The sequence below is a fragment of the Flammeovirga pacifica genome (assembly GCF_000807855.2).
GTDB lineage: Bacteria > Bacteroidota > Bacteroidia > Cytophagales > Flammeovirgaceae > Flammeovirga > Flammeovirga pacifica.
Map to the genome: position 1 here is coordinate 3230054 of NZ_JRYR02000001.1, position 14003 is coordinate 3244056.

General features: G+C 32.8%; 13 protein-coding genes. 8 read left to right on the forward strand and 5 right to left on the reverse strand.

The genetic code is table 11. From position 1 onward, the window contains the following. Positions 1–55 precede the first annotated feature (55 nt). From NH26_RS12595 to NH26_RS12615, 5 genes are read left to right on the forward strand one after another with little or no spacing between them, the layout of a single operon-like run. Positions 56–457 carry a DUF6263 family protein gene (locus tag NH26_RS12595; RefSeq protein ID WP_044225918.1) on the forward strand — a complete coding sequence of 134 codons (402 nt, stop codon included), beginning with the start codon at positions 56–58 and terminating at the stop codon, positions 455–457. Positions 458–494: 37 nt separating this feature from the next. Continuing rightward, the gene (locus NH26_RS12600; protein ID WP_158021937.1) at positions 495–1706 is read left to right on the forward strand and encodes an ABC transporter permease; all 1212 of its coding nucleotides are present in this window, start codon (positions 495–497) and stop codon (positions 1704–1706) included. 6 nt (positions 1707–1712) lie between these two features. After that, the gene (locus NH26_RS12605) at positions 1713–2780 is read left to right on the forward strand and encodes an efflux RND transporter periplasmic adaptor subunit (RefSeq protein ID WP_044225913.1); all 1068 of its coding nucleotides are present in this window, start codon (positions 1713–1715) and stop codon (positions 2778–2780) included. After that, positions 2777–3439, forward strand: a complete 663-nt coding sequence (locus tag NH26_RS12610; RefSeq protein WP_044225910.1) for an ABC transporter ATP-binding protein — start codon at positions 2777–2779, stop codon at positions 3437–3439. The genes NH26_RS12605 and NH26_RS12610 overlap by 4 nt, the downstream gene beginning before the upstream one ends. A 2-nt stretch (positions 3440–3441) precedes the next feature. After that, the gene (locus NH26_RS12615; protein WP_044225907.1) at positions 3442–4779 is read left to right on the forward strand and encodes a TolC family protein; all 1338 of its coding nucleotides are present in this window, start codon (positions 3442–3444) and stop codon (positions 4777–4779) included. A gap of 3 nt (positions 4780–4782) precedes the next feature. Here the strand turns inward: NH26_RS12615 and mrdA are convergent, their stop codons facing one another. From mrdA to NH26_RS12635, 4 genes are read right to left on the reverse strand one after another with little or no spacing between them, the layout of a single operon-like run. After that, the gene (gene mrdA / locus NH26_RS12620) at positions 4783–6729 is read right to left on the reverse strand and encodes a penicillin-binding protein 2 (RefSeq protein ID WP_044225904.1); all 1947 of its coding nucleotides are present in this window, start codon (positions 6727–6729) and stop codon (positions 4783–4785) included. 15 nt (positions 6730–6744) lie between these two features. Further along, positions 6745–7779, reverse strand: coding sequence for a vWA domain-containing protein (locus tag NH26_RS12625; protein ID WP_044225901.1), 1035 nt, complete (start codon positions 7777–7779; stop codon positions 6745–6747). Positions 7780–7813: 34 nt separating this feature from the next. Then, complete coding sequence (locus NH26_RS12630) at positions 7814–8758, reverse strand: hypothetical protein (RefSeq protein WP_139263042.1); 945 nt, start codon at positions 8756–8758, stop codon at positions 7814–7816. Between the two features lie 24 nt (positions 8759–8782). After that, positions 8783–9655, reverse strand: a complete 873-nt coding sequence (locus tag NH26_RS12635; protein WP_044225895.1) for a DUF58 domain-containing protein — start codon at positions 9653–9655, stop codon at positions 8783–8785. 155 nt (positions 9656–9810) lie between these two features. On the opposite strand from NH26_RS12635, the gene NH26_RS12640 reads away from it, so the two are divergent. The 3 genes from NH26_RS12640 to NH26_RS12650 all read left to right on the forward strand — a co-directional run bounded on the left by NH26_RS12640 (position 9811) and on the right by NH26_RS12650 (position 13059). Then, on the forward strand, positions 9811–10191 hold the full coding sequence (locus tag NH26_RS12640; RefSeq protein WP_044225892.1) for a DUF4296 domain-containing protein: 381 nt from the start codon (positions 9811–9813) through the stop codon (positions 10189–10191). A gap of 150 nt (positions 10192–10341) precedes the next feature. Further along, the gene (locus NH26_RS12645) at positions 10342–12534 is read left to right on the forward strand and encodes a B12-binding domain-containing radical SAM protein (RefSeq protein ID WP_044225889.1); all 2193 of its coding nucleotides are present in this window, start codon (positions 10342–10344) and stop codon (positions 12532–12534) included. Positions 12535–12759: 225 nt separating this feature from the next. After that, positions 12760–13059 (forward strand): hypothetical protein, encoded by a 300-nt coding sequence (locus NH26_RS12650; RefSeq protein WP_044225886.1) that lies wholly within the window; start codon positions 12760–12762, stop codon positions 13057–13059. Between the two features lie 161 nt (positions 13060–13220). Here NH26_RS12650 and NH26_RS12655 read toward each other — a convergent pair whose 3' ends face one another. Further along, complete coding sequence (locus tag NH26_RS12655; RefSeq protein ID WP_052432125.1) at positions 13221–13838, reverse strand: hypothetical protein; 618 nt, start codon at positions 13836–13838, stop codon at positions 13221–13223. Positions 13839–14003: the final 165 nt, after the last annotated feature.

Below are 14003 nucleotides of genomic sequence, written 5' to 3' on the forward strand. Positions count from 1 at the left end.
CAATAAACTAGAGGAACTACTGCCTGTTAAATAGTTGGTGTAGACAAGTGCGGGTTTGCCGACTGCTTACATCTACTCGGATCAACCAATAAAGAAAAAATCAAAATGGACGATATCATCAACTTTAAAAGGTGGTATATCTGCAAATTTAGTTCGAGAATTTACAGTTCAAGAAATTAACGACGTGCAAATTACAGTGAATGGAGTCTCAAAAATTACTACCGATCCAAACAATAAAGAATTTGCAACTATTAATGGTATGCCTACTCGTTTTGAGGGAAGTGGTGATATGACTTCTACTTTGGTACTTGATGCGAAAACTGGATGGATAATTTCTGCGAATGTTAATCAACAAATAGACGGTAAGAATATAATCAAAGCACAAGGACAAGAAATGACTATCCCAATAAAGATGTCTTCACATACTTCTTTAAATAACTCATCCACTGTAAAATAGATTATTCCTAATGTTTTTATCATTTATACAAGAGGCTATGGAAAACCTATTTACTCACAAGGCTCGTAATATTACTACGGGTCTTGGGGTATCATGGGGGCTTTTTATCCTTATCTTACTCTTAGGAGGTGGAGAAGGTTTGTATAATGGTATTCAAAATATTTTTTCGGGGTATGCTCAAAATACTGTATGGGTTTATGGAGGAGAGACATCAAAAGTGTATAAAGGAAAAGTTGAAGGGGAACGGATTGATTTTGATCCTATTTTTTTAGATAATGTACAAAAGAAATTTAAGGAAATAGATCAGATTGCTTTAGACATAAAATACCAAGGTCACCTTCGTACTACATATTATAGAAATGAGGTCCAAAGTGTTTTGAAAGGAGTCAATAATGCTTTTTTTGAACTAAAGAAAGTTCCATTAAAAAATGGTAGACACTTTAATCTTTTAGATCTAAAAGAACACAGGAATGTTTGTATCATTGGTCAACATCAACAAGAAGTATTGTTTCATAAGGAAAGTGCTTTAGAAAAAACGATATATATCGATAATATTCCTTTTACAATAGTGGGCGAACTGGAAAACAATCACCTTTTTTCTCAATCTGAAAATCGAAGTATTTTCATTCCTTTGGATAGTTATCATCATCATTTTGAAAAAAATGAGACGTATAGTTCATTTGGTTTTGTATTAAACGAAAAGACAAATGAATTTATTAAGAAGAAATTTAAACCCTTTCTCTCAGAGTCACTCGGTTTTGATCCAAAAGATAATTCTGCTATTTACCTTTTAGAAGCTAAAGAACAGAAAAAGTCATTTGACTCATTATTTAACTATATCAATGGCTTTTTATGGAGTGTAGGTATATGTCTATTATTAAGTGGAATGATTAGTATTAGTAATATGATGGTTATGGGAATTAAAGAACGCACCAAAGAATTAGGAATAAGAAAAGCTTTGGGAGCTACTCCAAAAGAATTGTTAATTATGATTATTACCGAATCTACTATTCTTACATTTATCTCTGGTGCTTTCGGTATTTTATTAGGAGTCTTTTCAATTGAGTTAATCAACTATTTGCTCAGAACATTAGAAGATAAGATGTTTATTGAACAACTTGAAATTAATATTCTCGTTATCTTCACTGCTTTTATTTTACTGATTTTTTCTGGTATTATCGCTGGGTTGATTCCGGCTAAAAAAGCAATGAATCTAACTGTTGTCTATGCATTAAACGAAGAAAACTAAACGACTATGAAAAGCACTTATTTTGTTTTATTTATTATTATTATCGCTGTATTTTCTGCATTTGCGTTTAAAGAACAACAAAAAGAAGATCGGTTAAAAAATAAAGGGGTACACCCTTATTACACTATTATAAAGAAAGAGAAGAAAATTTCAGGGCATATAGAACCTGTGAAAGAAATACATCTAAAACCACAGATTTCTGGTGTAATTCATCAATTATATGTTCGTCCTGGCGATTATGTACGTAAAGGTGACTTAATAGCAACATTAAAAGTAATTGTAGACCCTCTTTCTTTGGAAGATGCGGAAAATAAAATGCTAATTGTAAAGGAAAATTACCAACTCGCAAAACTAGAATTAGAGCGAAATAAAAAATTATTTGACGCCGGAGGAATTTCTTTAAGTGCTTATCAAAAAATTAAAAATGAAGCACAAAACCTTTATCAAGAATTAAATTCTATCAAAAGAAAAATTCAATTGATCGAAAAAGGCCATATCTCTGGTGAAAAACAAATTTCTAATCAAGTCTTCTCTACCATATCGGGTATCGTTTTATCTACCCCTTTTAAAGAAGGAAGTTATGTTATAGAAACCAATACTTTTAACGAAGGAAGTACAATTGCAACCGTAGCCGATATGAACAAAATGTTGTTTAAAGGTATGGTTCCTGAAAATGATATTCAGTTTCTCAAGCCCAATATGCATTTCCCTGTGCTAATAAATGCAACTGGAAATCAGTCATTTAATGCTATTTTAAGTTATATATCTCCAAAAGGTAAGCAAGTGAATGGCATCTCAAAATTCGAAATCGAAGCATTAATTCAATACGAGCAAAATAAACATTTAGTTATTCGTTCTGGCTATTCTGCTATTGCTAATATTTTGATTGAAGAAACAGATAGTGTGCTTGCTATCAAAGAAGAACTTTTACATTTTGATCAGAAAGAAAAATCTTATGTCTATTTAAATAACGAGGGGAATAAAGAAAAAAAATATGTGGAAATAGGCATTTCAAATGGTACCGAAATAGAAATCACTAAAGGCTTAACAAAAAATTCATTACTAAAAATATGATACAAATTTCCAATATCTATAAATCGTACCTTACGAATAATACCACTACCAATGTTTTAAAAAACGTTTCTTTGAATGTTCAAAAAGGAGAATTTATTGCTTTAATGGGGTCCTCAGGTTCTGGAAAATCTACTCTTTTAAATTTGATCGGCTTATTAGATTATTTCGATAAAGGTGAATTGATCATTAACAAACAAGTGTGTAATTCATTAAATGAAACAGAAAGAGCTTTATTCAGAAATAAAAATATGGGTTTCGTCTTTCAATCTTTTCATTTGATACCTACAAAATCAGTAATAAAGAATGTAGAACTTGCACTTTATTACAAAAGAATTCCTCAAAAAGAAAGATCTAAGTTAGCTATAGAAGCCTTACAAAAAGTAGGATTGGGGGATAAACTAAACCAAAAACCAAATGAGTTATCTGGCGGGCAAAAACAAAGAGTAGCTATCGCAAGAGCAATCGTCACCAACCCTTCTATTCTTTTTGCTGATGAACCTACGGGTGCATTAGATTCTAAAACTTCTCATGAAATTATGCAATTAATAAAAGAGATACATCAAATGGAAAAAACCATCGTAATGATTACCCATGATGTCGAAATTGCCAATTTCGCAGATAAAATTATACATATTAAGGATGGACAAATCGTATCTTAAACATGAAAACCAAGCAACTAACTATTCTATTTTTGGGGCTATATACCCAAATCTGCTTTTCTCAGACTACAGTATTATCGTTAAATGATGCAATACAATTTACATTAGTCAAAAACTACGATATACAAATAGATCAACTTTCTCTTGAGAATGCAGAACAAAATAATACTTGGGGAAATGCTGGAAGATATCCAGATATACAACTTCAATTAGGTGGTTCTAATCAATATCAATACAACAATCCCGCCTCCCCTTTTGCTTTAGGTGGTTTTACAAATAATGCTGTATTTAATTCAGGGATATCTGGTCAATGGATCCTATTTAATGGCTTTAATGTTTCTCTAAAAAAAGATCAATTATCTTCTCAAGTGAAACAATCTGAATGGGAGCTTTTAGCTACAATGGAGAATCAAGTAGAAGCACTTATACAAGCTTATTATCTAGCTCAATTTGAAAAAGAAAAATTAAAAACTATTCAAGAAATTTTACAATCATCAAAAGAAAAGTGGAAACTGTCAAAATTGCAAAATAAACTTGGTGCAGGAAGTAAATTTGAAATGATTCGTGATGAAACAAATTTTTATACTGATTCAACAAGATATATCGATCAAAAAGTCCAATGGAAAACTGCTATTCAGGATTTAAATTATTATATGAACAATGATAATATTCATACTACTTATGATCTTAAAGACAAACTAAATGTACCATCCCCTATGTTAAATTTTGAAGATTTATTGGATGAAATGCTAAAAAATAATTCCAATATAAAAAGACAACTGGTTATATCTCAACTTCGTGAAAATCAAATTCAACAACAAAGAAATACAAAAGTACCTACTCTAACAGCTGATATCAGTTTTACATCAAATACCAATAGATTTACAGCAGATATGCCACAAGTAGATGGAGGTTTTCAAAAAGAAACAAATATTGGATATAATTACGGTCCATCAGCCGGAGTTACCCTAAGAGTTCCCATTTTTTCAGGTGGTAAAAATAATCGTTTGATTCAAACTGCAATTATTCAAAAAGAAGTAGCTGATACTGAATCTAAAAAGACTTTACTATTTTTAAAAAATAAATTTACTAAACTTTTTATGGAATATCATAATTCTATTGAAAAAGTAAAATTAAGCACAAAAAGTCTTGAGGCTGCAAAATTAAACCTAAACTTATCAAGACAACAAATGGATAGTGGTATGATTTCATCATTTGAGTTCAGACAAATTCAAAATAGTTATTTAGAGTCATCCATAAGATTATTAAATAATCAATACTTCTTGATTATTAATCGTGTTGCATTATTAAAAATTTCTGGTAAGCTCGTTAAATTATAAAATTCACTCCGAATCTGAGGTAGTCACCTTGATAGAATCTTGTTTTGCTTTGCGTGCCTGAATCTCTTTATATCTAGCTTTGTTCTTCTCTCTTAGTTCTTTGAGTTTTCGTTCACGCTCTTTTCTTGCTTCTTCTTTAGCAATTAAATCACCATTGTAGATATACTTTTCTAGGTAGCCTCTTTTTACTTCACCATTTACATATTTCTCCATCATTAATGATGCAATTGGAGCTGCCCATGTACCGCCAAATCCAGCGTTTTCAACATAAACTGCTATCGCTATTTTAGGTTTGTGAAGTGGTGCAAATCCCATGAAAATAGAGTGATCTTCACCATGTGGGTTCTGTGCAGTACCTGTTTTACCACATACAACAAGATCTTTACTAAATGCTCTTTGTGCAGTACCAATTCGAGGTACATCAGCCATTGCCCTAGCAATGTGATCTACGTATTCTGGTTTAACATTTACGGTATGCTTTTCTTTAAAATCTTCTATTGGACCTTCGCCTCCAACATCTTTAATAATGTGAGGGGGGTAATAATAGCCTCTATTAGCGATGATTGCTCCTAGATTAGCCAATTGTATCGGCATAGCCAAAACTTCGCCCTGCCCAATACTAATAGAATGAATGGTACTAATTTTCCATCCTCCGCCTTTGTATATTCTATCATATAATTTTGAACTAGGTACTAGACCGCTTTTTTCATACGGCATATCTACACCTAGCTTTACACCAAAACCATATCCTTTAACTTCTTCTCTCCAAGTGTTAAGTGTTTCTCTTAAACGATCAGAAGTCTCATATCTTTTCCCTTCATCATCTAGTAACCTTCTAATCTCTTGGTAATACCATGGGTTACAAGAATTAACTATTGATCCTTTTACATTTAGAGGAGTAGGGTGATTATGACAACCTACTAACCTTTTATTACAAGCAAAATAAGTGGATAAAGTATCTACTTCTCCATTTTGAAGGCCTATCATCGCCATAACAGTTTTAAAGGTCGATCCCGGAGGATACCTCGACTGCATGGCTCTATTAATTAATGGCGTATATTTATTTCTTGATAACTTACTGTAATTTTTAGAAACTCTTTTACCTTCACCTGTTAATTCATTTGGGTCATATGAAGGTGCAGAGATCATGGCTAATATTTCTCCTGTACTTGGGTCGAGGGCTACTATAGACCCTACTTTATTGACCATCAACTGCTCTCCGTATTTCTGTAATTCTATGTCTATAGAAGAAGTAAGTGTTGTACCAACTCTTGGAATAGTATCTAGCTTACCATTTTCATAAGGACCTTTAACCACCCCTTTTACATTCTTCATTACATAGCTTACACCACGTTGCCCTCTCAATTCTTTTTCGTAAAATTTCTCTACTCCAGTAATACCAATAAGGTCACCACTCTTGTAATAACTTGTTGTATCTTTTTTAAGAAATGATCCCGAAACTTCTTTTACGTAACCAAGTGCATTGGCTAAACTTTGATGAGGGTAAGAACGAATGGTTCTTGCTTGAATTTCGATACCTTTAAATCGAATAATTTTATCCTGTACTTTAGCGTAATCTTCTTGGTTTAATTGTTTTTTTAGAATGGATGGTTTAAACCAAGAGAAAGTTCTAGCCTTTTTAATATTATATCTAAGTTCTTCTATAGTATAATCCAACATATTGGCCAATTCTAGAGAGTCTTCCTCTGCTAGTTTGAAATACTTAGGAATAACCATCACATCAAAAACAGCCGCATTAGACGCTAATAATTTACCATTTCTATCATAAATCATCCCTCGCAAAGGATATTCGACAATACGATCTACGATGTTAGCTTCAGACATGGTCTTATATTCACTACTTAATACTTGAATATTAAGTAGTACAATACCATAAGTGATAAATAAGATGGTAAAACCAAATATAAGGTGCCAGCGTCTATTCTCCATTTAAATTACTGAGGATTAATCTTCTAAAGCGTTAGTTAAGAATGTACTTTTTAATGCCATCCAAATTAGGAAAAAAATCATTCCATAAATCAAATACACCTGATAATAATCTTTAGTATCCTTATATCTTGTCTCTTTGATCTCCGCTTTTTCATAATTATCAATTTGATCAAAGATTTTTGCTAATGCTTTATTATTGGTAGCTCTAAAATATTTCCCTTTACCAATTCTGGCAATATCTCTTAAAGCAGTCTCGTCCAAATGTTGTTCAATATATTTTGGAACGCCAAACATATCTGTACCATAAGGTACTCTTCCTTCTTTTCCTACTCCAATAGTATAGACTTTCACTCCATATCCATAGGCTAATTCTGCGGCGGTTTTAGGGTCGATACTACCTGCAGTATTTTCACCGTCAGATAATAAAATAGCTACTTTTGATTTAGCCGTTGATTCTCTCATTCGGTTAATAGCAACCCCTAAGGCAAGACCAATTGCAGTACCGTTTTTCTTGATCATATTAAAATCAATATCAGTCACTAAGTCTTTAAGAAGAGTGTAATCTGTGGTTAGAGGTGCATAAGAAATCGCTTCTCCAGAGAAAATAACTAAACCTATTCTGTCTTGTACCCTGCCATCAATAAATTTTGTAGCTACTTTTTTAGCGGCCTCCATTCTGTTCGGAACAAAATCCTCAATTTTCATGGAGTGTGAAATATCCAATATCAACATAATGTCGATACCTTCTGACCACTTTTCTACTTGTTCATTGGTTTTTTGAGGACGAGCCAAAGCAACAATCATTAAAGCTAAGCCAATGCTTAACATAAATGGTGGAATGAATCTTAGGAACGTACTCCAATCTGCTTGAAGTCTCCCTTCAGGTAATGCTACATCTAACTTTTGTCTAACTCGATAACGTAATAACCATCTTAGTAAAAATAAAATGGGTATAACTAAAATGAGATAGAGATAATCGAAATGCTCCCAATCAAAATTGGCTAATGTAGATGGCTTGAACCAGTGTAATGATAATATATCTTCGTACATAATTACTTCTTGTAGTAATCTTACTCCTTATCTTCTATTTTTTTTCTTGAACTTCAACTTCAACAGTCATATCCAAAACAAAAGGTGGCTTATCAGGATTATTCACCATTTCATAAGCATAGCCTTTTGTGGCAATTTCATTGAGGTATTTCAAAACAGGTTTTGCTTCTTCTCCTCCAAACCCAGAATAAATAACTCTATCCAATATTTTTAATTTCTTCTCTAACTGATCAGATTTTAAAATTTTACCCGTTTCCTTAGAGGTAAGAGGTTGAATGTCCTGATGAGATACTTTAGATAAATAAGCTTTCCAAATAGCCACTGCTTCTTCAGTAGTCTTACTGTCTAACTCTTTTTCTAAGTAAATATCAAATTGTGATCTGAAGTTATTGTAATGTTTCTGAATTTTCTTCTTTCTCCAATTTTCTCTGAATTTATTTCCAAATACAGCATAAAATACCATGACTGCTAGAAGTAAAAAGCCCAATATCAAAACTAACATAGGAGTGTTAAATTGAGTCTTTAAATCTAGGAAATTAGCATCGACAATTACTGTAGTTGTATCTGATACAACCGGAATCATTTCTTTAAGAAAAACACCGTCTAAATAAGCGTATAAGGTATCTGTTTTTTCGCTTCCTCTTCTTAAAACAGGTAAACCTAACTCATATACAGAATCAATTTCGTAGGTAGCTAAACTATATATCACACAGTCTATACTTACATTACCCAACGTTCTTGTATTAAAGTTCTTCTTATGTAATAACTCGAATGGTTCAAAGTTAAAAGTGGAATCAGGAAATAAAACCTCCTCTTCTGGAGAGTGTTCGTACCTTAAAGTATACTGAATTTCCTCTCCAAGCATGACACTATCTCTAATAAACCTACCATAAGGCAAATTTTGCTCTTCTTCTTGAGCAAAGACCATTGAAGGTAGAACTATAAATAATGTAAAAAATATGCTGATGTATTTTTTCATCACGTTGATGCTCGTTTGATTCGTTTATTTTCTTCCGCTGTTTCTTACCTTAAACAGTTGGACCAATTTAGGTACATAATCTTCTTGTGCATTAATAAAGGTATAATTACCTCCATTTCTTCTTACCAAATCGCTTAGTTCTAAACGATTTTGTGCATAGAATTTATCCAATTTCTCTCTAAACTGTTTAGAGGAAGTATTGACCCAAATTGTTTTGCCTGCTTCCTTATCAAATAAAGGAGCAATACCAATTCTCGGAAAACTAGTTTCTCTATCATCACCTACATGTATTACCACTAAATCGTGCTTTCTACATAAGGCTTTTAGATGACGTTCATAATTTTCATCTACAAAATCGGAGATTACAATAATAATACTCTTTCTTTTGATCATAGATAAAGTTTGCCCCAAAGCTTTATTGATATTTGTCTTTGGTGATTTTGGCTTCAAGCGGAATAACTCCCCTATCAGCTGATACGCATGCTTGTTTCCTTTATTCGGTTTTACATAGCGTTCTTTGTCATCAGAAAAACATAGAAGTCCTACTGAACTTGCCTCCTTTAATGCAGACATTGCCAATACACTTGCTATCTCTTTCGTAACATCTATTTTCTTTCTGGTCGGTTTACCTATATCCTGAGATGCACTCACATCGACCACGAAGAAAACGTTTTGTTCTTTTTCTTCTTTGAACGTTTTGACAAAAGTACCATGTCCTTTTGCACTAACATTCCAGTCAATATGTCTAATATCGTCTCCATACTGATAAAGGCGTACATCATCGAACTCCAAGCCGGAACCTTTGAATACAGAATGAAAATCTCCCTGCATGTGCGAGTTGATCGCCTTGCGGATACGAATTTCATACTTCCTTAACTTTTTCAGTAATTCTTTCATTCATTAAAATTTAGACTTTCCCAGTTACCAAATTTACTTCAACCTTATCTTTGTGTACAACTTAAATGCTCATTTAACACTATTTAACCACATTTTTACATACTACTAACATTATATGATTCTTAGTTAACTAGTCTTTCGATATTTTTGCCTTTATGAAAAGAATATTAAATGTACTCGCATTAGGATTAATACTAGTAAGTTGTGCTCCTAAGCAACAAGCTGAAGCACCTGCTGATCTACTATCTAAGGATATTGTGATTAATGTATTAATTGATCTTTATAAAGCAGAAGCTACGGTGTCTACGCAACACCTTCCTAAGGATGAAGCTATGAATGCATACATTGCTTTACAAGATAACATTTACACAAAAAATAATGTAGATTCTGCAGCATTCAATAAAAGCTATAACTTCTATTTAAAAAATAGAGTAGAAGAAGCAGCCGAAATCCAAAAAACTGTAGTAGAGCGTCTTAAAGAAGAAAAAGAAGAACTTTCTAAAAATCAGACTAATAATGGTTTGATAGAAGAATAAATATCTTTCTAAAAAAGATTTAAAGCACCATTTATTGGTGCTTTTTTTATGTCTGATGCCCTTCTATAAATATATTTTCACAATAAAAATTATCTTCTCAAACTACTGCTCTCTAAATTTGTTGTTTGATAAAGAGATATTTCATTCCATATGATCAAGACATTATTAGTTACACCGCCACTCACGCAGCTCAATACACCTTATCCTGCTACAGCTTATTTAAAAGGTTTTTTGAGAGAACAAAACATTGAGGCACATCAAATTGACCTTGGGTTAGAATTGGTACTCAAAATTTTTAGTGTAGATGGCTTAACTCAAATTTTTGATCAAGCTGAAGATGTTATTCAAGAGGCGAGTGATAATGTGCAAAGAATATTCATGCTTCAAGATGACTATTTGGAGACCATTCAACCTGTTGTTCAATTTCTTCAAAATAAAGACAATACGTTAGCACACAGTATTTGTCAGGATGATTTTCTACCAAGAGCCTCTCGTTTTAATAATGTAGAAAATGTAGAGTGGACTTTCGGTACTATGGGTATCAATGATAAAGCACGTTACCTAAGTACATTATATTTAGAAGATATAGGTGATTTTATCATAGAGACTATCACAGAAGATTTTGGCTTCTCTAGATATGCTGAAAGAATTGCGATGTCTGCCACTAGCTTTAATCCTATCGAAGAAGCTATTGAAAGCGACCCTCATATATTAGATCAATGGCTATTAGATATTTTTGAAGAGAAACTTCAACTTTTCAATCCCGAATTTGTTGCCTTCACTGTTCCATTTCCTGGTAACTTGTATGGTGCGTTAAAATGTGGTCAGTACTTAAAGAGTCATTACCCACATATCAAAGTAGCCATGGGTGGAGGGTATCCTAATACCGAACTAAGAACCTTAAAAGATCCTAGAGTCTTTAACTATATAGATTTTATCACTTTAGATGATGGAGAAGGGCCTCTCATGAACCTACTTCAATTTATTAAAGGTGATAAGAATGAAGTACAGCTACAACGTACTTTCAAACTTACAGATGATGGGGAAGTCACCTACATCAATCAAAAAGTTCAAAATGTAATTTCACACGCCAATGTTGGTACGCCAGATTATAGTGATCTTTTACTAGATCAATATTTATCAGTAATTGATGTGGCCAACCCTATGCATCGACTTTGGAATGATGGCCGATGGAATAAACTTACAGTCGCTCATGGCTGTTATTGGAAAAAATGTACTTTCTGTGATATATCACTTGACTACATTGGAAGATACGACCCTGCCCCAGCGCAATTGATAGTTGATCGAATTGAGCAAATTGTAAAAGAAACTGGACAAACAGGTTTTCATTTTGTAGATGAAGCTGCTCCTCCTTTGGCTTTAAGAGATATTGCCATAGAACTGATCAAGAGAGGAACAAAAATCACTTGGTGGGGAAATATCCGTTTTGAAAAAACATTTACAGCAGATTTATGCCGATTACTTTCTGCTTCTGGCTGTGTGGCTGTGTCTGGAGGAATAGAAGTTGCCTCAGACCGCTTATTAAAACTGATGAAAAAAGGAGTGACCATCAAGCAAGCTGCTCAAGTTACTAAAGCATTTAGCGATGCTAATATTATGGTGCATGCTTACTTAATGTATGGTTTCCCTACTCAGAATACACAAGAAACTATCGATTCTTTAGAGGTGGTAAGACAGATGTTTGCACAAAAGTGTCTTCACTCTGGTTTCTGGCATCAATTTGCCATGACTGCCCACGCACCTGTTGGATTAAATCCTGAAGAATATAAAGTTGAAAAAGAAGCATTTGAATTTGAAGGTTTTGCTTGGAATGATTTACCACATATCGATCCTACCGGAGCCAAACACGATCGATTTAGTCAAGGGCTAAAAACATCTATTTTTAATTATATGCACGGCTTAGAACTGGAATTACCTGTTCAAAACTGGTTCGACTTTTCAGTTTCATCAACGACACTAGATCCTACTCTTATTGAAGATGCTTTAGGAGAACATCAAAAATCTGATGATACTCTTTTAAAATACTCTTTGATATGGCTTGGCAAAACTCCTATGGTAGAAATTGATGAAGAAGAAGATTGGGGAGAACTTATCTTTATCAATAAAAAAGAAGACATGGTCATTGAGACTTCAGCATTCATGGCCGATTTTATTGCTGAACATATTGAAGGTTTAAGTATCTACAGTGAAGAGAGCTATCCTTCTCTCCTTTCTATCTGTGAAGCTTTTGAAGAACAGACAGGTTTACCAAAAGAAGATCTATTAGAAAGCGAAGCGTGGGAAAAACTTAGAAAAAATGGTTTACTGCTCATCAGGTTGTAAAAAATAGAAAAATTATCAAAAATAATTCACCTCAATTATAACAAAACACACAGTTTAAAATACTCTCAAAAACGTAAAATGAGTTTGATTTAGTTATTTTTAAAATTAGTTCCAGAAATGTTAATACATTAACTTCTGTTAGCTAAAATAGGGTAACGTAATGTAAGGTTTATCAGTATATATAGATGTAATTCAAAACAACATAAACCTTTAAAAATCAACATTATGAAAAAGAAACTCGTTGCTATCGCTCTATTAATTGCAGGTATTACTTTTACAGCAAATGCAGATAATCCTCAAAAAAATATTCGCAAAAGTTATAAGACAACAACAGTTGCTCAACAAGATAAAAAATTAGCCGTTATGCATGAAGAAGATGTGGTAGTAAAGAACCGTAAAGGTGCATATCACATTCAAAATAAGGCAGGTGTTACAACGCTAAACGAAGCGCAAGACGTTACTCCTGGCAAAACAATCAAGCAAACGGAGACTGCTAAATATCCATACATGAAGTGGAACAAATAATTTAGTTAGTAAAATAAAATATATTACTTCAGTAGCTATTATGTAAGTTATATGAAGTAAAAAGAAACCCAACCGAGGTGCATTCGGTTGGGTTCTTTTTTTTATGTAAGTTTTTTTTGATTAGTCCACTTTTTTACCCTAACAAGTTATTTGGATTGAATTTACATTTGCAATTCATATGGATTCAAAATATACCCAGCTTCCCCTGTTATTAACTCATATTGCACTTTTCTTTGCCCTCCTGTAGGTTTAGCATTAGAGTCAGAATCCTTATAAATTGGATAAGTTCTGATGATATTATTTTTTACAAATTCAATTTCATCATGTCCCATATATCCCACCGATAGATCGTCATGGTCAGTAATTGGAGGGACAATAATTTCTCCGTAGCTATTATCACTCATCGAAGTGACTCCGATAATTTTGGCATAACTTCCAGAGCCAGCTGATCTTTGGGTGATATAAACTTCTTCAAAACCATCATCATTTAAATCCATTACATTAAACTGTTCTATGGGGTCTGTTTCATTTGTTGAAATGATTTCCATAGAGTTCGGGAAATTGACGCCTTGAATTAAAATGTTACTCACACTGTGACTAAGTTTTTCTTCAGTCAATGTGAATACCATACCTGATGATGTTTCAATAGTATGGTCAATAGTTTTAGGAAAAATCCCTTCTGTTAAGTTATCAACAGTTCCCTTTTTTTGTTGTTCTTTTTTAGAGTGACAACTTATTGTTATTAAGCTAATTAATGGGATTATCAACAATCGTTTCATGTGCAGTAAGTCTTGTGAATAAGTATTCTTTAATGGAATTTAAACATAATTTTGATGATTGTGTATCAAAATCTTTATTTTTCGAATAAAAATAAGTTATCAACATGAATTGTGAATAACTTATTGATTTCAACAACATAATCAAGTAAAAAGTAATAGAGAATA

Coding starts and splice junctions, on each gene's coding strand:
- NH26_RS12600 (WP_158021937.1), top strand. CDS start 495: ATGGAAAACCTATTTACTCACAAGGCTCGTAATATTACTACGGGTCTT.
- NH26_RS12605 (WP_044225913.1), top strand. CDS start 1,713: ATGAAAAGCACTTATTTTGTTTTATTTATTATTATTATCGCTGTATTT.
- NH26_RS12610 (WP_044225910.1), top strand. CDS start 2,777: ATGATACAAATTTCCAATATCTATAAATCGTACCTTACGAATAATACC.
- NH26_RS12615 (WP_044225907.1), top strand. CDS start 3,442: ATGAAAACCAAGCAACTAACTATTCTATTTTTGGGGCTATATACCCAA.
- mrdA (WP_044225904.1), bottom strand. CDS start 6,729: ATGGAGAATAGACGCTGGCACCTTATATTTGGTTTTACCATCTTATTT.
- NH26_RS12625 (WP_044225901.1), bottom strand. CDS start 7,779: ATGTACGAAGATATATTATCATTACACTGGTTCAAGCCATCTACATTA.
- NH26_RS12630 (WP_139263042.1), bottom strand. CDS start 8,758: ATGAAAAAATACATCAGCATATTTTTTACATTATTTATAGTTCTACCT.
- NH26_RS12635 (WP_044225895.1), bottom strand. CDS start 9,655: ATGAAAGAATTACTGAAAAAGTTAAGGAAGTATGAAATTCGTATCCGC.
- NH26_RS12640 (WP_044225892.1), top strand. CDS start 9,811: ATGAAAAGAATATTAAATGTACTCGCATTAGGATTAATACTAGTAAGT.
- NH26_RS12645 (WP_044225889.1), top strand. CDS start 10,342: ATGATCAAGACATTATTAGTTACACCGCCACTCACGCAGCTCAATACA.
- NH26_RS12650 (WP_044225886.1), top strand. CDS start 12,760: ATGAAAAAGAAACTCGTTGCTATCGCTCTATTAATTGCAGGTATTACT.
- NH26_RS12655 (WP_052432125.1), bottom strand. CDS start 13,838: ATGAAACGATTGTTGATAATCCCATTAATTAGCTTAATAACAATAAGT.